The following is a 22,878-nucleotide window of genomic DNA, read 5'->3' as shown; positions in this document are numbered from 1 at the left end:
GCGAATGAAAGGGCGGTCCAGTCGGGCCGCCTTTTTCGTATGCGTCGTCGCTATGCCCCCGGCTCAAACACGACTTTGCCGACTAGTTCGCGGTTTGCCATCGCCTCAAAGCCGTCGCGCCAGCGCGAAAGCGGCAATAAACGGTCGATCGCAGGTGTTATACGTCCGCCTTCGGCGAGCTTCGCGATCTCTGCGTTGATCGCTGCACCGCGCACGGGGAAACGCCGCGCATATTCGCCCGCGCGCAGGCCAACGACCGAGAATCCTTTGATCAGCGGAATATTGATGGCGATCTCTGCAATCCGACCGCTTGTGAAGCCAACGACAACGAGCTTTCCAGCAAAGCTCACACAGCGCGTCGATTCGTCGAACACATCCCCGCCAACGGGATCGAAAACGATATTGCAGAGTGCTCCGCCAGTGAGCTCAGAGACTTGCTCGCGAAAGCGCCCTTCGCTCAAGATAACTGCGTCGGGTTGGTAAAGTTTCGCGATCCGCTCGCGCTTGGAATCGACCCCTGTTGCCGCGATCACTTTCGCACCCAGCGCTTTGGCAAGGTCAACTGCTGCAAGACCAACGCCGCCGCTGGCACCGTGGACCAGCACCCATTGTCCCGCTGACAGCCCGCACTGCTCCACAAGCCCCGTGTAGGCTGTCGAATAAGCCGCGCCCATAGCTGCGGCGCTGGCGAAGCTCACACCTTCTGGAACGCGTGAGAGGCTGCGGGCAGGGATGCTTGCCACTTCGGCAAAGGCACCCGTCTTGTTGCCGCCCATCACGCAGTCACCGGTGGCAAAACCGCTGCCGGGATCAGCGTCGATCACTTCGCCGGCCATTTCGAGACCGCTGATGAAGGGGGTTTCGGGTTTGAATTGGTACTTGCCCTGCGTCATCAGCAGGTCGGGATAGTTCAGCGAGGCGGCACGCACGCGGACGAGAACTTCCCCAGCCGTACAGGACGGCTCGGGCAGGTCCACAAGCTGCGTGCCCGACAAGTCATCGGACAGATGCTGAACGTTGAGAGCCTGCATTGGCGGCTTAGAAATTGTCTTTCGCGGCTCGGAGTGCGGCAAAGGTTTCGTGTGGTTCGCTGCCGCCCCATTTCGCCATCATTGCCGGATCGTCTGCGCGCAGGAACGGGTTGGTCTCCAACTCGCGTTTGAGCACAGTCGGGACAGTCGGTTCACCGCGCGAACGCTTGTCCTTGATCTCGCTTACGTAGGCTTGAAGCGCCGCATTGTCCGGGTCCGCATGCACCGCGAACTTCGCATTCGCTTCGGTGTATTCATGCGCGCAGTAAAGCGTGGTCTCGGTCGACATTCGTCGTATCCTGTCCAGGCTGTTCCAGAACTGCTTGGGCTGGCCTTCGAACATCCGCCCGCAGCCGAGCGCGAAGACGGCATCGCCGACAAATGCGATGCCTTCCTCGACGATGTGATAGGCGATGTGGCCGTTGGTGTGGCCTGAGACGTCGACGATCTGTGCCTGATGTTCGCCCAGATTGACGCTGTCACGATGGCCAACGACCCGGTCGATCTTGGAGAGCTTCTCGACTTCCTTCGGCGCGAGCACCCGCGCGCCGGTCGCTTCAACAATTTCGGCATTCCCGCCCGCATGGTCCGGGTGCCAATGCGTGTTCCAGATATGCGTGATTTTCCAACCCTTGAGCTCGGCCTGACGCAGATACTCCTTCGCATCAGGCGTATCGATCGCAGCGGTTTCACCCGTCACCGAATTGTGGAGCAGGAATCCGTAATTGTCAGACAGGCAGGGGAACTGGTGAACTGTAAGCATGAGGGTCAGCTTACTCTTACAGGGCACAATAGAAAAGGCCCGGAGTCTTTGTGTTTCGCGCGCCATCCGGCGCGCGGTGTCCTCGCTCATGCGATCAAAGATCGCATCGCTGCGGGCGGCCGGTCGGCCTTGCGGCTGCTACGCAGCCGTTTGGTTCCTGGTCACGGTAGTCAAAGCGCGACCGCGCGTCGGCCGGTTAGGCCGAAAGGCGTGGATCGGATGATCCACGCCTCTCAACAAAATCAATCGTCGCTCTTCTTGAGCGCTTCGCCCAGGATGTCGCCGAGCGATGCGCCGCTGTCGGAAGAACCGAACTGCTGAACCGCTTCCTTCTCTTCGGCGATCTGACGCGCCTTGATCGAGAAGTTCGGCTTTTTCGAGCGGTCGAAGCCGATGACCATCGCGTCGACCTTGCTGCCGACCTGGAAGCGATCCGGACGCTGTTCGTCGCGGTCGCGGCCGAGATCCGAACGCTTGATGAAGCCGGTCGCGCCATCGTCGCCAACCTGCACTTCGAGGCCGCCATCGCGAACTTCGAGAACAGTGACGGTGACAGTCTGGTTCTTGCGGAGCGAGCCAGCGGCTGCTGCGCCTGCTTCGGTAGGAGCGCCCTTTTCGAGCTGCTTCATGCCGAGGCTGATGCGTTCTTTCTCGACATCAACGTCGAGAACGACAGCCTTGACCTCTTCACCCTTGCGGTGGAGCGCCAATGCATCTTCGCCCGAGATGCCCCATGCGATATCCGACATGTGAACCATGCCGTCGACATCGCCATCGAGGCCGATGAACAGACCGAATTCGGTCGCATTCTTGACTTCGCCAGTGACTTCGGCGCCGACTGGGAACTTCTCGGCAAACTCGTCCCAAGGGTTGCGCTGAGCCTGCTTGAGGCCGAGCGAAATGCGGCGCTTTTCGCTGTCGACTTCGAGCACCAGGACATCGACTTCCTGCGAGGTCGAAACGATCTTGCCCGGGTGGACGTTCTTCTTGGTCCAGCTCATTTCCGAAACGTGGACGAGGCCTTCGATGCCAGCTTCCAGTTCGACGAATGCGCCGTATTCGGTGATGTTGGTGACGGTGCCCGAAAGCTTCGCGCCAACTGGGTACTTCGCAGCCACGCCATCCCATGGATCGCTTTCCAGCTGCTTCATGCCGAGGCTGATGCGCTGTGTTTCCGAGTTGATGCGGACGATCTGTACGGTCACAGTCTGGCCGATCTCGATGATCTCGCTCGGGTGGTTGACCCGCTTGTAGCTCATATCGGTGACGTGCAGCAGGCCGTCGATGCCGCCGAGGTCCACGAACGCACCGTAATCGGTGATGTTCTTGACCACGCCGTCGATCACCTGACCTTCAGCCAGCTTGTCGATCAGTTCGCTGCGCTGTTCTGCGCGGGTTTCTTCAAGCACGGCGCGGCGCGAGACAACGATATTGCCGCGGCGGCGATCCATCTTGAGGATCTGGAACGGCTGCGGCACTTCCATCAACGGAGTGACGTCGCGGACCGGACGGATATCGACCTGCGAACCGGGCAGGAAGGCCACGGCGCCGTCGAGGTCGACTGTGAAGCCGCCTTTGACCCGGCCGAAGATGCGTCCTTCGACGCGCTTGCCTTCGCCAAATTCGTTTTCGAGCTTGTCCCAAGCGGCTTCGCGGCGGGCGCGGTCGCGGCTGAGCATTGCTTCACCGTCGGCGTTTTCGACGCGGTCGACATAAACTTCGACTTCGCTGCCGACTGCCAGACCGTGGTCGTCTTCGCCGCGGGTAAATTCTTTGAGGTTCACGCGGCCTTCGGATTTGAGGCCCACGTCGATCACAGCCATACCGGCTTCGATCGCGGTCACAGTGCCTTTTACGACGCGGCCTTCAAAGCCGCCGTCACCGGCACCACCAAGTTGTTCATTGAGAAGCGCTTCGAAATCGTCGCGCGTAGGGTTGGGCGAAGTCGCCATAGGTGAGGTATTCCTCAAGTTTGTTAGCTACCGGCCACCGGTTTTTCCGGGGTCTTTCACCGCTTCCGGCGCACCATTGCGCAGGCTGGCGGGGCAAGAGGCCGACGTCTCCACAAGGCCGAATGCCACTGCGAAGGTTCCTTCAACCGAAAATGATTGCGAGAACGGCGGCGCGCCTAAGGCAAGACGCAGCGGAAAGCAAGGAATTTAGGGGTTCTGGGCCAAGTGATCGCGAACGGCTTCCAGCACGGCTTCGAATGCCTGATCCTTGTCGAACGCCGTGGTGTCGATCACCATCGCATCGGGTGCAGCCTTGAGCGGTGCATCCTTGCGATTGATGTCGCGGGCGTCGCGGGCGACGATATCCTTTTCGATTTCAGCGAGAGGGATCTCGATTTCGCGCCCGGTCATTTCGAGCCAGCGCCGCCGCGCGCGTTCCTGCACACTGGCGGTAATGAACAGCTTTACGTCTGCATCTGGCGCGATGACGGTGCCAATATCGCGACCATCGAGCACTGCGCCGCCCGGCTGCTCGGCAAACGCGCGCTGGCGCTCGAACAACGCCTTGCGCACGCCCGGATGGACCGAAACACGGCTCGCCCGCCCACCCGCTTCCTCGCTGCGCAGTTCCGGATTTTCGAGCAATTCATCGGGAAAAGCGCAGGCTGCGACGGCGTCTGCCTCGCTGTCGTGATCGCCATCATTGGCGGAAACCTGCCAGCCGACTGCGCGGTACAGCAGGCCCGTGTCGAGGCAGGGCAGGCCAAAGTGCGCGGCGAGTTGCTTTGCGATTGTCCCTTTGCCTGAAGCAGTGGGGCCATCGACGGCGATAATCATGCGCCGACTCGCTTATGACTGGTTCCGTTCACGGGGATTTGCTCCTGAGTTGTTTGCGAAAGGATCGCCTGGAATGAACAGAAAGTAGGTGACGATTCCAATGCCGAGGTAAGGCACAAAGATCGCTAGCAGGACCCATTTGGTCCCGCCATGGTCATTGATGCGCCTGACCGCAGCGGCGACGACAAGGGTCAGTGCCATGAGAGTGATCGGCAAGCCAAAGGGGCCATCAAGATCGGCAATGCCGAAAACTGCCATCGCCAACCCAATAACGAGGAAGGTAAGAAATTCGCGCCGCGTTGACCTCCCTGACAGTCGAAAGAGATTGCGCAGTTCCACCGTCTCAAAAAGCCACATCGCAAGAAAATGCCTGTCATCTAACGCGGGTCAAGAAAAGACATCTTTTGCCCTTTTCGGCGTGAACGCTCGGCGCTCTTTGATGCGCCAGCGGAAGTGCAAAACGATCAAACCGAGGGATGCCGCAACAATATTTACGCCGAAAGTCAGCCAATCGAACTCGCCGCGGTTCCAGAACAACGCCGAGCCGACCGCGAAGCCGTAAAGCAAAATCGCTGCAAAGATGCGGCGGCGGATCACGGCTCGACTTCGGCTCTTTCCGCCTGCTTTCGCAGGGCCTTGGCCAGGCCTGCAATGGCGATAAGTGCCCAGAAACCCTCCAGAACCAGGCTGGGCCAGTTTGTGTGGACCAACAGTGACACGGTTAGAAGTGCCGCTCCGGCAAGGTTGGTGCCGTGCAGGATGTAGGGGTTTGGCTCGTCCTGCCATGTGAGATACGCATAAGCACCGATGATGCATGCGGTGCCGAGGAAGCCGATGAAGCTGTAAACGTCGAGCGGCGTCTCCATCACGATGAGGCCTGGTCAAGCAACGATGTGAATGTAGGAAAGCTGGTTGCGATGGGTGATGTATCGTCAATGCTCACGCCGTCTTGGCTCGCGAGACCCGCAATCGCCATAGCCATCGCGATGCGGTGATCGAGCTTGGTCTCGACGCTGGCACCTGATGGAGTTCCCTTGAGTAAGTCGCCACCTGTCCCGTTGATGGTCAGGCCGTCATCACTCTCTTCGACATCAGCTCCGGCAAGGGTCAGTGCCGCTGCCATTGTCGCAAGGCGGTCACTTTCCTTTACGCGCAATTCTTCGAGGCCAGTTGTGACCGTGGCGCCTTCGGCAACCGCAGCCGCAACGAAAAGCACGGGAAACTCATCGATCATGCTCGGGGCAAAGGCAGGGTCGATCTCTGCGCCTTTCAGGACCGAGTGCTTGACCCTGAGGTCAGCGACAGGCTCGCCTCCAACTTCGCGCGGGTTCAGTTCTTCGATTGATCCGCCCATTTGCCTAAGCGCTTCGACCAGTCCCGCACGCGTTGCGTTTAGCCCGACGTTCTCGATCACCAGATCGCTGCCGGGCACAATCAGCGCGGCGACCATGAAGAATGCTGCGGAGGATGGATCGCCGGGAACCACCACATGCTGCGATTTCAGGTCGGATTCGCCATGGATCGAAATGACCCTTTCGCCGTTGTCCTCGCCAATCTCAAGCGTCGCGCCGAAACCGGCAAGCATTCGCTCCGTATGATCGCGCGTCGCAACAGGCTCGATCACAGTAGTGATGCCCGGCGTGTTGAGGCCAGCGAGAAGCACGGCGCTCTTCACCTGCGCACTGGCCACCGGAAGCCGGTAACGGATCGGCACGGGGGCAAACGCACCGCGCAGCATCAGGGGAAGGGTACCACCACTCGATGCTTCGAAACTCGCGCCCATTTGCGAAAGCGGCTCGATCACGCGGTTCATTGGCCGGCCGGAAAGACTGGCATCCCCAACGAATGTCGCAGTGAAACCGTGGCTGGCGAGTAGCCCCATCAGAAGGCGCGTCGAAGTGCCGCTATTGCCCATATCCAGCGCCTGATGCGGCTCAAGCAAGCTGCCAAGCCCCGCGCCATGGACGGTCCAGACACCATCATTGCTACGTTCGATCTGCGCCCCGAGCTGGCGCATCGCTGCGGCGGTGGCGAGTACGTCTTCGCCTTCCAACAAGCCTTCAATGGTGCTTTCACCGACGGCGAGGCTGGAAAACATCAGCGCCCGGTGGCTGATTGATTTGTCTCCGGGGACTCTAATACGTCCGCGAAGTGGGTTCGAAGTGGTGAAGGTGTGGCTCGCCATAGCGCGGCGGTCTTTGACAGCGCCCTTCGCGTCTGGCAAGGCGCGCCGCGATCTTGATTCCGGGCCTTGAATATGATCGAGGCCGGTCCCAATAACTCACGACTTTACAGTGCCCGCCCATTCGGTGGGCAAGACGAAGGATTTACTGATGGCTAAGCCAGAATGGGGAACTAAGCGTACCTGCCCCAAATGCGGAGAACGCTTCTACGACCTCGGCAAAGATGACCCGGTGACTTGCATCGAATGCGGTGAAGAGTGGAGCCCGGAACCGGTGCTTAAGACCAAGCAGCCCATTCCGTTCGATGAAGCTGACAAGAAGAAGAAAGACGGTGAAGCCGATAGCGATCTGTCGGGTGATGATGACGATGAACTGAAGGACATCGAGAACATCGACGAAACCGAGAACTCTCCGGACAACGATGTGGACCTTGGCGGTGACGACGATCTCGGCGTCACCAAGGGCAAGGGCGACGACGACAACGACGACGACTCTTGATGTTCCGCACGCCATCCGGCGTGCGAAATCCTCGCTCACGCGACCTGAAGGTCGCGTCGCTGCGGGCGGGCAGTCGCCCTTGCGGCTTCTTCGAAACCGTTGGGCACCTGGTCACGGTAGTCAAAGGGCGGAAGCGAAGTCGAAGACGCAGCTGACCGGAGGTCACCTGCAGGCGCGCGGCGGCTACTGCCGCGTAGCCAAGCGAACGTACGTGAGCGCCGGCGCTTGAGGCGAAACAAAAAAACGTTGCAATGCGGGATAGTGCCTTATAATGGGCGCTTCCCGCGAGGTTCGAGGCAACTCGAGCCCGCACATTGACTGGCACGGGGCCTTAGCTCAGCTGGGAGAGCGCAACACTGGCAGTGTTGAGGTCAGCGGTTCGATCCCGCTAGGCTCCACCAGTCAAACGACATAAGTCGAAGTTCTATCGAAGAATTTCGCACGCTGGCCGACGAGGTTTCGTCCGCCGGCGTTTTTCGCGTTTATCAGGCGTTGCGACGTTTGAGAGGAGTTGAAGACGATGTTTGACAATTTGTCCGACCGCCTTGGCGGCGTCTTTGACAAGCTCAAAGGACGCGGGGCGTTAAAGGAACAAGACGTTCGCGATGCGATGCGCGAAGTGCGGATTGCGTTGCTCGAAGCCGATGTCGCACTGCCGGTTGCGCGTCGTTTCATCGACTCGGTTACGGAAAAAGCCGTTGGCCAGGACGTGCTCAAATCGGTCACGCCGGGTCAGCAAGTCGTCAAGATCGTCCATGATGAACTGATCGAAACCCTAGGCGGGCATGACGTCGAGGGCCTGATCCTCGAAGCCAAGCCGCCAGTTGTGATCATGATGGTCGGCCTGCAGGGTTCGGGTAAGACGACCACGACCGCCAAACTCGGTAAGTTGATCCGCGAAAGGCACGGCAAGAAGGCCATGATGGCCTCGCTCGACGTCAATCGTCCCGCGGCGCAGGAGCAACTCGCTGTGCTCGGCGAGCAAGTCGATATTACGACGCTTCCAATCGTCGAAGGCCAGCAGCCAGTCGATATCGCTCGGCGCGCGATGGAATCGGCGCGACTTCAGAACTTCGACGTGCTGCTGCTCGATACCGCAGGCCGCCTGCATGTCGACGAAGCGCTGATGGCCGAGATGAAGGCTGTTTCCAGCGTCTCCGAACCGACTGAAGTGCTGCTGGTCGTCGACTCGCTGACCGGTCAGGATGCCGTGAACGTTGCGCAGTCCTTCTCCGGCGAAGTCCCGCTCACAGGCGTGGTGTTGACCCGTATGGACGGCGATGCACGCGGCGGTGCCGCGCTCTCGATGCGCGCTGTCACCGGCAAGCCGATCAAGTTTGCTGGCACGGGCGAGAAGCTCGACGCGATCGAGACTTTCCGCCCAGGCTCAGTCGCAGACCGTATCCTTGGCATGGGCGATGTCGTCAGTCTGGTCGAAAAGGCCGCGGCGACGATCAAGGAAGAAGAAGCCGAACAACTCGCCGCCAATTTCGAGAAGGGCAAATTCGACCTCAACGACCTGCGCATGCAGCTCAAGCAGATGCAGAATATGGGCGGCCTCGGGATGCTCGCAGGCATGATGCCTGGCATGAAAAAGGCCAAGGCAGCGATGGCTGCGGCCGATATGGACGACAAGGTCTTGCTCCATATGGACGCGATCATCGGCTCGATGACCGAGAAAGAGCGCAAGAACCCCGCTCTGATGAACGCAAAACGCAAAAAGCGCGTGGCCGCGGGCAGCGGCACCGATGTTCAGCGGGTCAACAAGCTGCTGAAGATGCATCAGGAAATGAGCCGCGCGATGAAGCAGATCAAGAAGATGGGCGGCCTGAAAGGCCTCGCATCGATGTTTGGCGGCGGGGGAGCCGGTGGCGGGATGCCCGGATTGGGCGGCCCCGGTGCTGGCGGACTGCCGGGACTTGGCGGACCCGGAGGACCGGGCGGCATGCCTCCCGGACTTCCCGGACTGGGCGGCCCAAAGTCGAAAAAGTGAATTCAAGAATAATGGTTTTTCATACAATTACATTCGAAAGGTATTAACTCATGGCAATTGCACTTCGTCTTTCGCGCGGCGGCGCAAAGAAGCGTCCGTATTACCGCATCGTCGCAGCGGACAGCCGCGCACCACGTGACGGCAAGTATCTCGAGCAGATCGGTGTCTACAACCCACTGCTCGCCAAGGATGATGAAGGCCGCGTCAAGCTGAACGAAGATCGCGCGCGCTATTGGCTCGGCGTTGGCGCCCAGCCAAGTGATCGCGTCCTGCGTTTCCTCGACGCTGCTGGCATCATGGAGCGTGAAGCACGCAACAACCCGAACAAGGCCAAGCCGGGCGAGAAGGCAACCGAGCGCGCCGAAGAGAAGGCCGAGAAGGCCGCAGCCGCCAAGGAAGCTGAAGAAGAAGCCAAGAAGGCTGCTGAAGAAGAGGCGAAGGCCGCTGCTGAAGCACCTGCCGAGGAAGCCCCAGCGGAAGAGCCAGCCGCTGAAGAAGCGCCTGCTGAAGAAGCCGCCGCTGAGGAAGCACCGGCGGAAGAAGCTGCTGCTGAAGAGGCTCCGGCCGAAGAAGCACCTGCTGAAGAAGCTGGCGAAGAAAAGTCTGAGGGCTAATCGCTTTTATGCCTCTCTCCGTTCGTCCTGAGCCCGTCGAAGGACTGCTTTTCTTTTGCTCTAGCGCAAAGGAAGAAGTGCAGGGCTTCGACAAGCTCAGCCCGAGCGGGGAATTTGAGTGAGCGCGGATCAAATCGAACTCGCAGCCATTTCCGGCGCGCACGGTGTCTCAGGCGAGGTTCGCCTCAAATTGTTCGGGGAGGGCGTGGACGCGCTCTCCCAGCACAAGAGCTTCAATGATGGCGCTCTGACGCTCAAAAAGATCCGCTCCGACAACAAGGGCGGCGCGGTCGCTCGGTTTGCCGAAAGCAGCGATCGCAACGCGGCAGAAAAGCTGCGCGGGACGCTGCTCACCGTCTCGAAGGACACTCTCCCGGCGCTCGAAGAAGGTGAGTACTACCACGCCGACCTGATCGGCTTGCGGGTGGAGACCGATGCCGGAACCACTGTCGGGCGAGTGATTGCGGTTGAAAACTTCGGCGCGACCGACATTCTCGAGATCGCGAAAGACCCTGTACCCGCGAAGGGCATGAAGACCTTTATGGTGCCGATGACCAAGGCGGCGGTGCTGAGCTGGGATACCGAGAAACTTGCGATCGCAGGCGATTTCGCCGACCAATAGTGCGTGAGCGCTCTACAGAACGACCTCTGGCAACGGCTTCAGCAGCATGAAATCGGTCCGCTCGATGCCAGCCTGACTTTCGCAGACCGTCTCGCGCGCGAAAACCGCTGGAGCGCCGACCACTCTCAGCGCATCATCCTCGAATACAAGCGCTTCTGCTACCTTGCGATCACCGCTGGCAGTGAAGTCACGCCGTCTGATGCGGTCGATCAGGCGTGGCATCTGCACCTCACTTATAGCCGTGATTACTGGCAAGTGTTCTGCCCAAGAGTTTTGGGGTCAGACTTGCATCACGGCCCAACCGCTGGCGGGCAAATCGAACGGGAGCGCTACTATGATCAGTATGCTGCCACCCTCAAAGCCTATGAGGAAGCGTTCGGAGAGGCACCGCCAACCGAAATCTGGCCTGACGCGAACAGACGCTTTTTGACCGATCCGAAAGGAATTCGGGTCAATCCTGAAGACACGATGATCCTCACCCGGGGACAGGCCGCGCTCACCGCTTTGGCGATTACGGTGGCTGCGTTTATTGTCGGGTGGCTGCTCGGAGGGATGGCATAGTGCAGATATTCTCATCTTACACGGGATTCGATTTTGTCGCGTTCTATCTCGTGATGCTGATCACCAGCATCTTTGCCAGCATCTGGATGCCGGCAGTGCTTCGCAGGGATGGTCGCCCAGACGAGCCGAAGGGAATGGAGGAAACCGCCTTCCTCTCCGGCGGAAAGGTTAGGCACACAACCGCGATCCTGACCGATCTCTTTGCACAAGGCGCGTTCGAGGAAGAGAAGCGCGGCAAGCTGCGGGTTGTGCGCAAGAACTTTGAGGTTGGAGAGGCTGGTCGCGCGGTTCTGGCAGAGATTGGCGCGCTCAGATTCTCGCACTTCAAGAGCACGCTCCACAACTATGCGCGCAGGGTTGAAGCGCAGTTGACTGAGCGCGGGCTATTGCTCGACCAGGGACAGCGGTTCGAACTGCGGGTTCTCTCGATCCTGCCTTACATCGCGCTGGTGGTTCTGGGGCTCTACCGTGTGCAGGCCGGTTCTGCGTTGGGCGAACCAACCGGTTTCCTCGTTGCGTTGCTGCTGGCCACTGCCGTCTTCGCCCTCGTGCGGTTCTACAAGTTCAATCCGCGAACACGGGCGGGCAACGAAGCGCTGAAGGTGCTGGAAGAGCGGTCGAGCCGTTTGCGCCGCGCCCCTGCAGCAAGTGAAGTTGGCTTTGCTGTCGCGCTATTTGGCACCGGAGTGCTGGTCGGAACACCGTGGGAGCCGGTACACGCCATGACACAGCTGCAGAGCGGTGGGAATGGTGGCTCCGGCAGCAACGATGGCGGTTGCGGCGGCGGGGGGTGCGGTGGCGGTGGTTGTGGAGGTTGCGGGGGGTAACGAAGCCTCCTAAGCGGCGCGCATGACCCAGCTCAACGTCGCAATCTGCCAAGCCGCTCCAATCCCGCTCGACTTCAGCGGAGGTATCGAAAAAGCCATTCGGCTTGCCCGCGAAGCTATTGAGGGCGGTGCGCAGTTTGTTGCCTTTGGCGAGACCTTCTTGGGTGGTTATCCGCTGTGGCTCGACGAGTCGCCCGGAGCAGCCTTGTGGGACCATCCGGGCACGAAAGCGTGCCACCAGATCATGCTCGATAATGCGATTGTCCCCGGCGACGAGCGGCTGCTGCCTTTGCAGGAGCTGTGCGACGAGAGCGGCGCATGCATCTCGCTCGGCGCGCATGAGCGGGTGCGGCAGAGCCTTTACAACAACCAGTTGCTGTTCCGTCCGGGCGAAGCGCCGCTTGATCACCGCAAGCTGGTGCCGACACATGGTGAGCGCCTGATCTGGATGCGCGGCGATGGCTCGACCCTCGGCGTGCATCAGGCCGAATGGGGCCGAGCAGGCAACCTGATTTGCTGGGAACACTGGATGCCGCTTGCCCGCGCGGCGATGCACAATCTCGGCGAGAGCGTGCATGTGGCGGCATGGCCGACAGTGCGCGAGGAATATGCTTTGGCCTCGCGGCATTACGCGATGGAGGGGCGGTGCTTTGTGCTTGCGGCGGGGCTGGTGCAGACAAAGGCGGACTTGTTCGAGGGACTGGAGAATGTCGGCGGCTCGGCTGAGGCCAAGGAGCTATTTGACGCCATCGAGAGCGATGTGCTCAACCGCGGAGGCTCAATGATCGTAGCACCGGATGCGCGGGTGGTCGCGCAAGCGGGTGAGGATGAAGAAATTCTCCGCGCCGCGTTAGATTTGAGCGAGATCGGGCAGAACCTGGCAAGCCTCGACACCGATGGCCACTACTCGCGGCCTGATGTGTTTGAGCTTAGTGTTGATACGCGAGCAAAGGATGGTGTGAATTGGTAGACCTTCCGAACTGGGTCTGGTGGGCAATCTTTCTATCGCCGTTCGGCTTCACTTTGATGAGCGCACCTTATCTTCTTCGTGGAAGAACGAAAGCTTATGGTGTTTTTCGAGGGATGCTCATTAGTTCAGTTGGTGCTGTGCCTTTAGCGCTTCTTATCCCATTTGTTTATGATGCGACTTTTGAAAATGGCATCGTCGATGGGATTGGCCTATTGTTACTCGTCATTTTTGGTTGGGGCACCACGTTTGGTTATTGGTCGTTTGCATTGGTTGAATGGCTTTACCTCCGTTTTGTTACGTCCGCACAATGACCTTCGCCGCAAATACAAAACCGCTCATCCTGAGCTTGTCGAAGGATTGCACATCACTTCTTTCGGCGGTGCTTCGGGGAAGAACGATCCTTCGACAAGCTCAGGACGAGCGGGAATTTTGAGTTAAGCTATGACCTTCGCCGCCACCATCCTCACGCTCTACCCGGAGATGTTTCCCGGGCCGCTGGGCGCTTCGCTGGCGGGCAAGGCGCTTGAGCGGGGGGACTGGTCTTGTGCGACCGTAAACCCGCGCGAGTTTGCGACTGACAGGCATCGCACGGTTGACGACACGCCCGCAGGGGGCGGGGCGGGGATGGTGCTCAAGTGCGATGTGCTGGCGGCGGCTTTGGACTCGGTCCACCCCGCTCATGCTGAGCCGGTGGCGCCGCGCGCCGTCTTCGACTCCGAAGCATCGCCCTTCACTTCACCAGAGGGTGCAGAAAAGCAAAACAGTCCTTCGACAAGCTCAGGACGAGCGGGTGTTGTGCCAGTGTTAGCAATGACCCCGCGCGGGAAGCCGATTACTCAGGAGCGTATCCGCGCAATCGCATCCGGTCCCGGCGTTACCCTCATCTGCGGCCGGTTCGAGGGCTTCGACGAGCGCCTGTTCGAAGCGCGGCCCGAGATTGAGCAGGTAAGCCTCGCAGATATCGTCCTTTCAGGCGGCGAACCGGCGGCTCTGGCTATACTTGATGCTTGCATTCGGCTGCTTCCCGGCGTAATGGGCGCGGCCTTGTCGGGGCACGAAGAGTCGTTCGAAGACGGCTTGCTCGAGTACCCGCAGTATACCCGACCTCAAGAATGGGAAGGGCGCACGATCCCTGAAGTGCTGCGATCGGGGGATCATGCGAAGGTAGCCGCTTGGCGAAAAGCTCAGGCGGAGACCGACACTCGGTTACGCAGGCCGGATCTATGGGAACGCTATAGTGGCGCTCCGGTCCAGTCTGCCTCTGGCGCGCGGCGAGAAACGAAGGAAACGGACCAGTGAACCTGATCCAGCAAATCGAAGCCGAAGAAATCGGCAAGGTTGAAAAAGAGATTCCAGAATTCCGCGCGGGCGACACCGTTCGCGTCGGCGTGAAGGTGAAGGAAGGCAACCGCGAGCGTGTCCAGAACTTCGAAGGCGTCGTAATCGCGCGTTCGAACCGCGGCATGGGCTCCAACTTCACCGTCCGCAAAATCAGCTTTGGTGAAGGCGTGGAACGTGTGTTCCCGCTTTACGCGCCGATCGTCGACAGCATCACCGTGGTTCGCCGCGGTGTCGTGCGCCGCGCGAAGCTGTACTATCTGCGTGGCCGCACCGGTAAGCGTGCGCGTATCGCCGAGCGTCGGGACAACGCGCCAAAGAGCTAAGCGCTCTTGTCAGCGAATTCGAAAGGGCGGTCCTCCGGGGCCGCCCTTTTTCGTTGGCCTCTTGCCATTCTCCCTCGTCATTGCGAGGAGCGTCCTGACCACAATTCAGGGGCCGTCATTGAAATGCGCTTAGCCATGTTTGCCGCCGCTGCGGTTCTTCTATCCAGCCCAACATTTGCGGACGATCACACCGTGACCAGCGAACCAGAACTCACCTTCGAGCGCGTCTTTGCCTCGCCATCCCTGAACGGCCCGGCGCCGCGCCAGGCCAAGCTGTCGCCCGATGGCCGGTACCTGACCCTGCTGCGCAACCGCGACGATGATCGCGAGCGGTACGACCTCTGGGGTTTCGACATCGAGACTCAGAGCTGGAGCATGCTGGTCGACAGCGAGGCACTCGGCAGCGGACGCGAGCTCTCCGAAGACGAGAAGATGCAGCGCGAGCGTGCGCGTGTCGGCAACCTCAAAGGCATCATCAGCTACCAGTGGCTGAGCGATGGCACCGGAGTGCTCGTGCCGCTGGATGGTGACCTCTACCTCGCGAAGTTGGACGGTGCGGTCACGCGCCTCACCGACACTGAGGAAAGCGAGCTCAATCCCAAACTGTCGAGCAAGGGCCGCTATGTTTCCTTTGTTCGAGATTGGCAATTGTGGGTCGGCGAAGTGGGGGCGGAAGCAGCTCCGATCACTCCCAAGGAAGCGGACACAATCCGCTGGGGCGAGGCCGAGTTCGTTGCGCAGGAAGAAATGGGCAGGCTGACCGGTTATTGGTGGTCGCCCGACGACAGCCGCTTAGTAGTTCAGCGCACCGATGAAAGTCCGGTCGGCATCGTCACCCGTGCGGCGATCGGTGCAACCGGGACTAAGGTGTTCGATCAGCGCTATCCGGTCGCGGGCAGTGACAACGCGATTGTCGAACTGATTGTGATGGACCCCGATGGCGCGAACAAGGTTCAGATCGACCTCGGTCTGGATACCGATATCTACATCGCTCGGGTCGATTGGGCGCCAGACGGCAGTGCGATCTATGTCCAGCGACAGAATCGCGAGCAGACTGTTATGGATATGCTTCGCGTCGACCCGGCGACAGGTGAGAGCCTTGTGTGGTTCACCGAGAACGCCGCACGTGAAGACTACTGGATCAATCTATCCGACAATTACAGGTTCCTCAAAGATGGAAGCTTACTGTGGTGGTCGGAACGCGATGGCTATGGCCATTTCTACAAGTACGATCTGGGCCCATTGAGAGGGGTGCACGTCCCGGCAGATTCCAAAATTATGGAGTGGAGTTGGACTCCACTCACCAGTGGCACCTCTCCAACGACCGAGCTGGTCGGCGTGAACGAGGCGGAAGGTGAGTTCTACTACCGCGCGACCAAGGACGTCCTGACCCAGCAGATTTATCGTGGGATGCTCGATGGCTCTGCAGAGCCGGCCCAACTCACAGATGATGATTACACCAACAGCGCAGTGATGGACGGCGCAGGCAAGCTGCTACTCGTCAGCCGTTCCAAGCCCGATCAGCCGACGCAAAGCTATCTCGCGGCGCGCAATGGCCAGCGGGTCACCTGGGTCGAGGAGAACGCGCTCGACGAGGATCACCCTTACACGCCGTACCTGCTCAGCCATGTGTCGCCCGAATATGGGACGATCGAAGCCGAGGACGGCACCGAGCTACATTACATGATGCTCAAGCCGCAGATTGAACCAGGCAAAAAGTATCCGGTGTTCTACTATCATTATTCCGGCCCCGGTCCGCAGATCGTTGATGGCGGATGGGATGGTGCGCTGGCTCAGGCGATTGTCGACAAGGGCTACATCTACTTCGCGCTCGACAATCGCGGGACGGCCAATCGCGGCGTCGATTTCGAGCAGCCACTTTACCGCGCCATGGGCGGGGTAGAAGTGCGAGATCAGAAGAAAGGCGCGGAGTTCCTCAAGACGCTCGATTTCGTCGATCCGGACAAGATCGCGCTCTATGGCTGGTCCTATGGCGGCTATATGACGCTGAAGCAGATGCAGGCCGATCCCGGTCTTTACGCGGCGGGGATTTCCGGCGCTCCGGTGACCAAGTGGGAGCTCTACGACACGCACTACACCGAACGTTTCATGGGCGACCCGCGCAAAGTTCAGGACGCTTATGACGCAGCCAGCGCGATTCCCGATGCGACCAAGATCAGTGATCCATTGTTGCTGATCCACGGCATGGCGGACGACAATGTGGTGTTCGAGAACTCATCAGAGCTGATCAGCGTTCTGCAGGAAGGCAATGTGCCGTTCGAAATGATGCTCTACCCCGGCTACACGCACCGCGTAGCGGGCGAGAACATCTCACCGCATATGTGGAACACGATCTTCCGCTTCCTGGAGGCGAATGGGGTGACACCGCCGGAGTGAGCTAGCTGGCAAGCCACTCCAATGCCTTTGCCGCGACCTCATCAGGCGCTTCGACCTGTGGGTAATGACCGACGGTTTCGATCAGGTGATGCCGTGCAGTAGGCACAACCTCGCGCCATTTGTCATAGGCGTGCTTGCCTGACACCGGATCGAGCGCACCGTTGATCAGGCCGATCTTGTCCTGTGTGCGGACCAGAGCGGCTTCCCAGCGGGCCTCATGTTTACGGCGATCCGCGATGTAGTGAAGCAGCTTGTGCATGATCCGGTGGCCGCCATTATGTGCGATGAACTCCCAGAACTGATCGAGCTCACGCTCGCTGGGTTTGGTCTGAGGGCCGAAGACTTGTGAGAAACTTTTGCCGAAAAGATTGCGATTGTTCACTAACCCAAGGAGAAAGCCAAAGGGCGAAACGCCGACCTTTTGCATCAGAACGGGGCGGTGCTGGTCGGGAAAGATGCCGCCGTTTAGGAACACCATCTGGCCAAGGTCGGATGCGCTTGGGCCCTCTTGCTGGCGCGCGAGCAGTTCTTGTCCGACCGATACGCCATAATCATGCACAAGAGCATCGAATTTGGTGACGCCAAGATACTCCAACATGGCTTCTTGCACATCGGTCTGACGATGGATCGAGTATCCTGAGCGGGGTTTGTCCGAAAGTCCAAATCCCAACATATCGCAGGCGATCAAATGGTACTGCGCGCCCAACGTATCCCACACCGGCACCCAGTCCCACGCGCAGGTCGGAAAGCCATGAACCAGCAATAGCGGTTTCGCATTCGTATTCTCGCCGGTCCAATAGGCAATCTGGTTCCCCTGAAAGTCGAAATACTTGGCTTTCGCCCGCCAATCCTGCGTATCCATTCCAACAGCCTTTCCGCTTGCCAAGCCACGCTAGTGCCGTAAGCGAAGCGCGCAATTGAATTCGAGTTGGAGAATGTGAAGTGGGTTACCGGGTGGCGATTGTCGGAGCGACCGGCAATGTCGGACGCGAAATGATGCAGGTTCTGGCCGAGCGTGAGTTCCCGTGCGACGAGATCGCAGCGGTTGCGAGCAGCCGATCACAAGGAACCGAAGTTGAATTCGGCGACACCGGCAAAATGCTCAAATGCCAGAATATCGAACATTTCGACTGGGCCGGCTGGGACATTGCGCTCTTTTCGGCGGGTTCCGGCCCGGCCAAGGAATACGCGCCAAAGGCAGCAGCAGCAGGCTGCGTGGTGATCGACAATTCATCGCTTTACCGGATGGAGCCGGACGTTCCTTTGATCGTACCGGAGGTGAACCCGGATGCAATCGACGGCTACACCGCGCGCAACATCATCGCGAACCCGAACTGCTCGACGGCACAGCTCGTAGTGGCTCTTAAGCCGCTGCACGATGCTGCGACGATCAAACGTGTTGTGGTCTCGACCTACCAGTCGGTCTCTGGCGCAGGCAAAGCCGGCATGGATGAGCTGTTCGAACAGAGCCGCGCGATTTTCGTTGGCGACAGCGTAGAACCGGCCAAGTTCACTAAGCAGATCGCCTTCAACGTGATCCCGCATATCGATGTCTTCCTGGATGATGGTTCGACCAAGGAAGAATGGAAGATGATGGTCGAGACCAAGAAGATCCTCGACCCCAAGATCAAGCTCAACGCCACATGTGTGCGGGTGCCGGTATTCGTCGGACACGCCGAAGCGGTGAATATCGAGTTCGAGAGTGAGCTATCCGCTGATCAGGCGATGGAAATTCTGCGCGAGGCGCCAGGCATCATGCTGGTCGATAAGCGCGAAGACGGTGGCTACGTGACCCCGGTCGAGAGTGCTGGCGACGGCGCGACATACATCAGCCGCGTGCGTGAAGATCCGACTGTCGAAAACGGGCTGACATTGTGGTGCGTTTCGGACAATCTTCGAAAAGGTGCAGCGCTCAACGCGGTGCAGATCGCAGAGCTTCTGGGGCGGAGGCATTTGAAAAAGGGATAATGTATGCCGCCAAAGCTGCTGACAGGATCGATCCGGTTGCTTTTGTCGGGCCTGTTTCTTCAAAGCGCCGCGGCATGCGCACAGGCCCCTGAGCCAATACCAGAATCCGAGCGCTCGCAGCAGGTTGTCGAAGACGGCCTCCAGCAATTCATCTTCATTGGCGGGGCAGAGCTTGCCAAGCACGAAGACCTGCTTTCGCGCGAAGACATCGACGGGGCACAAGTCATCTACAACTGGCGCAGGGTCGAGCCGCGCGAGGGCGAGTATCAATTCGAGAAGATCGAGCGCGAACTGGCGCTGGCCGATAAGCTCGGCAAGAAGCTGTTCGTTCAAGTCCAGGATCGGTTTTTCCTGCCAGAGAGCCGTTACCTGCCCGACTACATCCTCGAAGAGCCGAAATATGGCGGCGGTCTGGTCCGACAGGAAGACAATGCGGGCGAAGGCGCAGCGAAGGGCTCCGGTTGGGTCGCGGCGCAATGGAACCCTGAACTGCGCGCGCGGTTTCAGGCACTGCTGGCGGCTCTTGGTGAGCGCTTCGACGGCCGCATTTACGGCATGAACTTGCCTGAGACCGCAATCGAGGTTCAAACCGGAGAAGGCGCTCCAGACGGGTTCACCTGCGATACCTACTTCGATGCCGAGATGGGCAATCTGCGAGCGGCGAAGGCGGCCTTCGAGCGCTCGCTTGTGGTTCAGTACGTCAACTTCTGGCCATGCGAATGGGACAATGACCGCGAATATATGAGCCGCCTGTTCGAATTCGGACAGGCCGAAGGTGTTGGCATGGGCGGGCCTGACATCATTCCCTATCGAAGGGCGCAAGAGAAGAACGCCTATCCGTTCTTTGAGAGTGTAGGCGATGAACTGCCGGTCGTTGCAATGGCGGTTCAAGGACCGACGCTGACTTACACCAACCCGCAGACTGGCAAGAAGTTCACTCGCGCCGAGTTTGAAGACTACGCGGTGTCCAAGCTCAATGTGGACATCATTTTCTGGAGCTTGCGCACGCCATGGCTTAGACAAGAATGAATTTCGTTATTGAGCATGACAGGGGCAGCAGCATGCGTTTGGGTTTGATATTGGCGGCGATGCTCGGCCTCGCGGCCTGCGATAGCGGCAACGTTCCTACACCGACCGAGCAACAGACCTTGCGGCCGCCATCCGCCGAAGCTGAGGCGGGTGCTGTGGCGCTGAACGGAGAGGGGCTGAGCGCAGGGCCGGAGGCGTTCTACTTTGCTGCGGGCAAGATTGAGGTCGAAACCGCACTGGAGAGCGTTCTGGGAGAACCAACCGGCAGCGGGATCAACCGTGAGTGCGGAGCGGGCGCCATCGAGTTTACCGACTATGGTGCGGGTCTGACGGTCAGTTTCATGGAAGGATCAATGGTCGGATGGTTCTGGCGCTTGCCATTGGATGGTGACCCACCGGCCCAGGCAGAGATTTCGTTGGTTGGCGATCTTCAACTGGGCGCACCTCAGGCGGAAGCTGAGGCAGCGGATGGGTTCGACCTGATCGAGGAAAGCACGCTCGACGGCGAATTCTCCCTGGGTGACAAGATCGGCGGGTTCCTCGAAAGCGAGCAGGTCTCGATGCTCTACGCCGGCACGCAGTGTTTCTTCAGATAGCAAGGCCCACAAAATGACGCTCAAAGCCGATTTGTATTTCAGTTTTCGTTCGCCTTATTCATATTTGGCTGTGGGCCGATATCGCGCGATGGCCGAGGAATACGACCTCGACATTGCACTGCGCACAGTCTGGCCAATTGCCATTCGCGATCCCGATATTCTGTTCACAGGCAATCCTGCGGCTCCGCGCTACATCCTGATGGATTCGTTTCGCTCCGCGCAGATGCTGGGCATCCCGTTTCGCTGGCCGCGACCTGATCCAGTGGTGCAGGACCTGACGACGCGAGAAATCGCCAAGGATCAGCCGCACATCTATCGCATTGGCAGGATGGGGCAGGCAGCCACTCGGCGCGGCAAAGGTCTGGCGTTCGCCGATGAGGCCTCGAAAATCATCTTCTCGGGCGAGGTAGATGGCTGGAACGAAGGCGATCACCTCGCCGGGGCAGCAGACCGCGCAGGGTTGGATATCGCCGAATTAGAGGCGGAGGTCGAAACCGATGCCGATGCACTCGATGCTGAGATCGCTGAAAATCAAGCGGCGCTCGAAGCGGCAGGCCATTGGGGCGTGCCGACACTGGTGTTCGAAGGCGAACCCTTCTTCGGACAGGACCGGGTCGCAATGGCCAAGTGGCGGATGGAGCAAAAAGGGATGGTGAAACAGTGAGTTTCACCGGGGGATGCCAATGCGGCGCAGTGCGGTATCGTATCGAGGCGGATACGCTGACCTGCTACGCCTGCCATTGCCGCGAGTGTCAGAAACAGTCGGCCAGCGCCTTCGGCATTTCCGTTCCCGTTTTCGCTGCGAGCCTCGCGATTGAAGGCGAACTGGGCATGTGGCGCCGTCCGACCGACAGCGGATCGCACACCGACTGCCATTTCTGCCTTCAATGCGGGACGCGACTCTATCATGCAGGTGCCAATCGGCCTGGCTTGGTAACGGTTAAGGGCGGGTCGCTCGACAATGCATCCGAACTCGCGCCGGTCGCGCATATCTGGATCAAGAGCAGGCAAGATTGGGTTGTACTGCCTAAAGGTGTGCCGCACTTGGAGACGCAGCCGGATAACCAAGAGGAATGGGTGCAAGTGTTGAGCGGTCCGGAATGAAGACCGAGACCTTCACGAGCTTCGACGGCACGGAACTTGCTCTGCATCGCATGGGCGAGGGCCCGCCTGTTATCCTGCTTCACGGCCTCTTCTCCAACGCCGATATGAACTGGATCAAATGGGGCCATGCAGAGCGCCTCGCGGAAGCGGGGTTTGAGGCGGTGATGCTCGATTTTCGGGTGCATGGGCGGAGCGCCTCGCCAACTGATCCCGCATCTTATCCAGCAGGAGTCTTGGTTCGCGATACGGCGGCTCTGGTCGATTATCTCGGGCTGGGTGAAGGAGAGTTCGATTTGGTCGGCTTCTCGCTTGGCGCGCGCACTTCGCTCCATGCGGTGGCGACACAGGTGCTGACACCGCGCAAGCTGGTGGTTGCTGGGATGGGCGTATCGGGGCTCAGCGAATGGCAAAAGCGCGCTGCATTCTTCAAGCGCGTGATCGACGAGTTCGACACCATCACGCGCGACGATCCGGCCTATTACTCACGGCAATTCCTCAAATCGCAGGGCGTGAATCGCACGGCTGCACGGTTGCTGCTTGATGCGATGGGTGACCTCGATCTGGCTTCATTGGCGAACGTTACCATGCCAACACTGGTGGCATGCGGTGTGGATGATCAGGACAACGGCTCAGCCACCGACCTCGCCGAGACGCTGCCCAATGCTACCTATCAAGAGATTCCGGGCGCGCATCTCGACAGCGCGACCAAGCCGGAACTGGGTGCTGCCATCGTCGAATTTCTGAGCGTGCCATGACGGCAGAAAAGGTCGATCTTCGCATCTGGCTTTGGGGTCTGCTGGCCTTTGCTATCGTCATCGCGCTCGGTGCAACCTTGGACGCCGACACACCTTACGGAATTGTCGACCATCAGGCTGCTGCAACTGCTGCTCAAGTAGACACGATCCAGGCGGCGTGGAAGCAAGCGGGTCTACGCTGGCTTGCAATGATCGCGATGGCTGGCGACCTGGTCTTCATTGGCATCTACAGTCTGGGTGCTTGGCGTGCAGGACGTAGTTTCGCCCGGATCGGCAATTTCGCGGTTGTTCTGATCGGACATCAAATTGCGATCGCTGCCGTGATCTTCTGCGTCACGGACTATGTCGAGACCGGTCTGCAATTCGTTCAACTGGTCCAAGATCAGGGCAGTAACTGGATGGCCGGGACGGCGGCCTTCATGCAACCGATCAAGATTGTCGCGTGGGTTGCGAGCTTTCTCGGCGTGATCATCGCGCTTGTCGTTCGTAGAATTTCCGGGCCGCACGCTTGATT

Annotated in this window: 27 protein-coding genes and 1 tRNA gene; 19 read left to right on the top strand and 9 right to left on the bottom strand. The window is 59.5% G+C overall.

Annotated features, from left to right (window positions below):
- Positions 1-50 precede the first annotated feature (50 nt).
- From Q0837_RS07525 to aroA, 8 genes are all read right to left on the bottom strand, one after another.
- On the bottom strand, positions 51-1,031 hold the full coding sequence (locus tag Q0837_RS07525; RefSeq protein ID WP_298467096.1) for an NADPH:quinone oxidoreductase family protein: 981 nt from the start codon (positions 1,029-1,031) through the stop codon (positions 51-53).
- Between the two features lie 7 nt (positions 1,032-1,038).
- Positions 1,039-1,794, bottom strand: a complete 756-nt coding sequence (gene gloB / locus Q0837_RS07520; RefSeq protein WP_298467093.1) for a hydroxyacylglutathione hydrolase — start codon at positions 1,792-1,794, stop codon at positions 1,039-1,041.
- 242 nt (positions 1,795-2,036) lie between these two features.
- Positions 2,037-3,746, bottom strand: a complete 1,710-nt coding sequence (gene rpsA, locus Q0837_RS07515; RefSeq protein ID WP_298467090.1) for a 30S ribosomal protein S1 — start codon at positions 3,744-3,746, stop codon at positions 2,037-2,039.
- Between the two features lie 207 nt (positions 3,747-3,953).
- Positions 3,954-4,583: a (d)CMP kinase gene (gene cmk, locus Q0837_RS07510; RefSeq protein ID WP_298467086.1), complete on the bottom strand. Its 630-nt coding sequence runs from the start codon at positions 4,581-4,583 to the stop codon at positions 3,954-3,956.
- Between the two features lie 12 nt (positions 4,584-4,595).
- Positions 4,596-4,940: a DUF805 domain-containing protein gene (locus tag Q0837_RS07505; protein WP_298467083.1), complete on the bottom strand. Its 345-nt coding sequence runs from the start codon at positions 4,938-4,940 to the stop codon at positions 4,596-4,598.
- 30 nt (positions 4,941-4,970) lie between these two features.
- Entirely contained in the window at positions 4,971-5,180 is a 210-nt protein-coding gene (locus Q0837_RS07500) for a hypothetical protein (RefSeq protein WP_298467081.1), read from the bottom strand.
- Positions 5,177-5,449 carry a permease gene (locus tag Q0837_RS07495; RefSeq protein WP_298467079.1) on the bottom strand — a complete coding sequence of 91 codons (273 nt, stop codon included), beginning with the start codon at positions 5,447-5,449 and terminating at the stop codon, positions 5,177-5,179. The genes Q0837_RS07500 and Q0837_RS07495 overlap by 4 nt, the downstream gene beginning before the upstream one ends.
- Positions 5,449-6,768, bottom strand: a complete 1,320-nt coding sequence (gene aroA / locus Q0837_RS07490; RefSeq protein ID WP_298467077.1) for a 3-phosphoshikimate 1-carboxyvinyltransferase — start codon at positions 6,766-6,768, stop codon at positions 5,449-5,451. The genes Q0837_RS07495 and aroA overlap by 1 nt, the downstream gene beginning before the upstream one ends.
- Positions 6,769-6,916: 148 nt before the next feature.
- Between aroA and Q0837_RS07485 the strand changes: the two genes are divergently transcribed.
- The 12 genes from Q0837_RS07485 (at position 6,917) to Q0837_RS07430 (ending at position 16,912) form a co-directional block, all read left to right on the top strand.
- Positions 6,917-7,264, top strand: coding sequence for a TIGR02300 family protein (locus Q0837_RS07485; RefSeq protein WP_298467075.1), 348 nt, complete (start codon positions 6,917-6,919; stop codon positions 7,262-7,264).
- A gap of 325 nt (positions 7,265-7,589) precedes the next feature.
- Positions 7,590-7,665: transfer RNA gene (locus Q0837_RS07480), tRNA-Ala, on the top strand.
- Between the two features lie 119 nt (positions 7,666-7,784).
- Positions 7,785-9,257, top strand: a complete 1,473-nt coding sequence (ffh, locus tag Q0837_RS07475; protein WP_298467072.1) for a signal recognition particle protein — start codon at positions 7,785-7,787, stop codon at positions 9,255-9,257.
- Between the two features lie 50 nt (positions 9,258-9,307).
- On the top strand, positions 9,308-9,871 hold the full coding sequence (gene rpsP, locus Q0837_RS07470) for a 30S ribosomal protein S16 (RefSeq protein WP_298467069.1): 564 nt from the start codon (positions 9,308-9,310) through the stop codon (positions 9,869-9,871).
- 118 nt (positions 9,872-9,989) lie between these two features.
- Positions 9,990-10,493, top strand: a complete 504-nt coding sequence (rimM, locus tag Q0837_RS07465) for a ribosome maturation factor RimM (protein ID WP_298467066.1) — start codon at positions 9,990-9,992, stop codon at positions 10,491-10,493.
- A 3-nt stretch (positions 10,494-10,496) separates the two neighbouring features.
- On the top strand, positions 10,497-11,054 hold the full coding sequence (locus tag Q0837_RS07460) for a hypothetical protein (protein ID WP_298467063.1): 558 nt from the start codon (positions 10,497-10,499) through the stop codon (positions 11,052-11,054).
- On the top strand, positions 11,054-11,881 hold the full coding sequence (locus tag Q0837_RS07455) for a TIGR04222 domain-containing membrane protein (protein WP_298467060.1): 828 nt from the start codon (positions 11,054-11,056) through the stop codon (positions 11,879-11,881). Before Q0837_RS07460 ends, Q0837_RS07455 begins: the two co-directional genes overlap by 1 nt.
- A gap of 22 nt (positions 11,882-11,903) precedes the next feature.
- Positions 11,904-12,851, top strand: a complete 948-nt coding sequence (locus Q0837_RS07450; RefSeq protein ID WP_298467057.1) for a carbon-nitrogen hydrolase family protein — start codon at positions 11,904-11,906, stop codon at positions 12,849-12,851.
- Positions 12,845-13,162, top strand: a complete 318-nt coding sequence (locus Q0837_RS07445) for a hypothetical protein (RefSeq protein WP_298467054.1) — start codon at positions 12,845-12,847, stop codon at positions 13,160-13,162. Before Q0837_RS07450 ends, Q0837_RS07445 begins: the two co-directional genes overlap by 7 nt.
- A 130-nt stretch (positions 13,163-13,292) precedes the next feature.
- Complete coding sequence (trmD, locus tag Q0837_RS07440; RefSeq protein ID WP_298467051.1) at positions 13,293-14,150, top strand: tRNA (guanosine(37)-N1)-methyltransferase TrmD; 858 nt, start codon at positions 13,293-13,295, stop codon at positions 14,148-14,150.
- Positions 14,147-14,515, top strand: a complete 369-nt coding sequence (gene rplS / locus Q0837_RS07435; protein ID WP_298467048.1) for a 50S ribosomal protein L19 — start codon at positions 14,147-14,149, stop codon at positions 14,513-14,515. The genes trmD and rplS overlap by 4 nt, the downstream gene beginning before the upstream one ends.
- A 123-nt stretch (positions 14,516-14,638) precedes the next feature.
- Positions 14,639-16,912: a DPP IV N-terminal domain-containing protein gene (locus Q0837_RS07430; protein ID WP_298467045.1), complete on the top strand. Its 2,274-nt coding sequence runs from the start codon at positions 14,639-14,641 to the stop codon at positions 16,910-16,912.
- 1 nt (position 16,913) lies between these two features.
- On the opposite strand, the gene Q0837_RS07425 is transcribed toward Q0837_RS07430, so the two are convergent.
- Positions 16,914-17,774 carry an alpha/beta hydrolase gene (locus Q0837_RS07425; protein ID WP_298467043.1) on the bottom strand — a complete coding sequence of 287 codons (861 nt, stop codon included), beginning with the start codon at positions 17,772-17,774 and terminating at the stop codon, positions 16,914-16,916.
- Between the two features lie 80 nt (positions 17,775-17,854).
- On the opposite strand from Q0837_RS07425, the gene Q0837_RS07420 reads away from it, so the two are divergent.
- Genes Q0837_RS07420 through Q0837_RS07390 form a run of 7 tightly spaced genes read left to right on the top strand, consistent with a single transcriptional unit; the run spans position 17,855 to position 22,876 of the window.
- Positions 17,855-18,880 (top strand): aspartate-semialdehyde dehydrogenase, encoded by a 1,026-nt coding sequence (locus tag Q0837_RS07420; protein WP_298467040.1) that lies wholly within the window; start codon positions 17,855-17,857, stop codon positions 18,878-18,880.
- Between the two features lie 3 nt (positions 18,881-18,883).
- On the top strand, positions 18,884-19,909 hold the full coding sequence (locus Q0837_RS07415; RefSeq protein WP_298467038.1) for a hypothetical protein: 1,026 nt from the start codon (positions 18,884-18,886) through the stop codon (positions 19,907-19,909).
- The gene (locus Q0837_RS07410) at positions 19,906-20,505 is read left to right on the top strand and encodes an aspartate-semialdehyde dehydrogenase (RefSeq protein WP_298467036.1); all 600 of its coding nucleotides are present in this window, start codon (positions 19,906-19,908) and stop codon (positions 20,503-20,505) included. Before Q0837_RS07415 ends, Q0837_RS07410 begins: the two co-directional genes overlap by 4 nt.
- A 13-nt stretch (positions 20,506-20,518) precedes the next feature.
- A complete protein-coding gene (locus tag Q0837_RS07405) occupies positions 20,519-21,169 on the top strand; it encodes a 2-hydroxychromene-2-carboxylate isomerase (RefSeq protein WP_298467033.1) in 651 nt (216 codons plus the stop codon).
- Positions 21,166-21,609, top strand: coding sequence for a GFA family protein (locus Q0837_RS07400; protein ID WP_298467031.1), 444 nt, complete (start codon positions 21,166-21,168; stop codon positions 21,607-21,609). Before Q0837_RS07405 ends, Q0837_RS07400 begins: the two co-directional genes overlap by 4 nt.
- Positions 21,606-22,364, top strand: a complete 759-nt coding sequence (locus Q0837_RS07395) for an alpha/beta fold hydrolase (protein ID WP_298467028.1) — start codon at positions 21,606-21,608, stop codon at positions 22,362-22,364. The genes Q0837_RS07400 and Q0837_RS07395 overlap by 4 nt, the downstream gene beginning before the upstream one ends.
- Positions 22,361-22,876, top strand: a complete 516-nt coding sequence (locus tag Q0837_RS07390) for a hypothetical protein (RefSeq protein ID WP_298467026.1) — start codon at positions 22,361-22,363, stop codon at positions 22,874-22,876. The genes Q0837_RS07395 and Q0837_RS07390 overlap by 4 nt, the downstream gene beginning before the upstream one ends.
- Positions 22,877-22,878: the final 2 nt, after the last annotated feature.

This window comes from uncultured Erythrobacter sp., from assembly GCF_947499705.1.
GTDB lineage: Bacteria > Pseudomonadota > Alphaproteobacteria > Sphingomonadales > Sphingomonadaceae > Erythrobacter.
Note: the sequence above shows the minus strand (reverse complement) of the source record. Positions and strands in the feature narration are given on the sequence as shown.